Origin of the sequence: Rahnella victoriana (genome assembly GCF_004330295.1) — a bacterium.
Lineage (GTDB): Bacteria > Pseudomonadota > Gammaproteobacteria > Enterobacterales > Enterobacteriaceae > Rahnella > Rahnella victoriana.
The window spans coordinates 1-1,421 of the sequence record NZ_SJOJ01000061.1; the positions used below are offsets into that span (position 1 = coordinate 1).

Sequence of the window (1,421 nt, forward strand, 5' to 3'; positions counted from 1 at the left end):
AATGAAATTAGGCATTGATGGGTTGAAATTACCCGAAGTGAAAAAACGCGGCCCACTCGCTAGCCTCGACCACGTAAAGATGCTCGGTTTAGGCGGAATTTTCTTTAGTACCGTTTTGGATATGAGTCCGACACTCGACCTCGGGCAGCTGCGAGAAATACGCAGTAAAGCCGACGAGCTGGGACTTTATCTGGAGAGCGGACTCGGCAAAATTAACCCTTATTGCAGCGCAGAGTCTCCGGAGCTGCGTGCGATTGGCGAGGGCGATATCATTGCAGGTCTCATCAAAATGATGGAGGCCAGCGCGGCAATTGGCTGTCATGAACTTTGGGTATCGCCGGGAAATTTTAAGCCTGCCTATCGGGGGCGATTGGCGGTGGATAGATTCCGCACCGATGTCACGTGGGAAGAGCAGATGCTCGCCACCGAAAAAGTGCTCAAGAAACTTGCACCCGCCGCACGTGCGCTCGGGATCCACATGAATATCGAGACGCATGATGAAATCACCTCGTTCGAAATTCTACGGCTGATAGAAGCCGTGGGTGAAGATTGTACAGGCGTCGTGCTCGACACGGCAAACATGCTGCAACGCGCTGAGCACCCTGTGTGGGCGACCAAACGCCTTGCCCCTTACGTTCGTCAAACACATATAAAGGATGCATATATCGGAAGGGCGGCCGGTGGCTTTGACTTTCAGCCACGACCTTGTGGGGAGGGTATTGTTGATTTTGCGGCCATTTTGCCTATTTTGTCAGCAGTAAAACCGCAACTGAATCTTTCACTGGAGATTGCACAATCCACTGCAGATAATCCTCGACGTGCGTATCCAAGACAGTGCATTCAGCTCAACGATCCGTTATGGCGTGCCGGCCATCCTGATTTATCGACAGACGAGGAGCAGGCTTACCTGTCAATGGTCGATGCGTTCGAAGCGAGAGTCATCGCCGGTGAGATAGTCGATTGGGAAGCCTACGAAAGGGATAATTACGGATATCCAGACTACCAGCATCAACCTTATGGTTTTCAGGAAGCCATAAATTTCATCAACAAATCGTCCCGCCATGTTCGGCATATTTGTAATAAACAAGGCATTGGCCTTTCGTAATGGAACGGATCACATGGAAGGGGCGCAAAGTCTGAAGCTGTAGCATAATGGCGCGAATACTCGCGTCAGTCAGCGTGAAAATTCACCGCCGCTATCAACATTTGCGTATGAATATTATTATCGAGATAATAAAAACCCCGTTGTTATCTGCATGTGTGCTTAAGAGGTTTGTGGTGGAAAAGATAATCAAAAAATCGCGCGGCACGAGCAATAAAGCGACGTCAGCCGCCAATAAGGCGATAAACAGCGCTGACAGTCACGATGATGTTTCAGAACGTATTCGTATGACATTAGCCGCCGCGATTGGAGAAGGCGC

The 1,421-nt window shown here is 50.0% G+C and carries 1 protein-coding gene and 1 pseudogene; both read left to right on the forward strand.

Annotation, left to right across the window (positions count from 1 at the left end; all coding sequences use genetic code 11):
• A partial coding sequence (locus EYY67_RS24240) for a sugar phosphate isomerase/epimerase family protein (RefSeq protein ID WP_131694603.1) occupies positions 1 to 1,105 on the forward strand: 1,105 nt, incomplete at its 5' end.
• Between the two features lie 47 nt (positions 1,106 to 1,152).
• Positions 1,153 to 1,421 (forward strand): annotated as a pseudogene (locus EYY67_RS24625) (hypothetical protein); the annotation flags it as partial.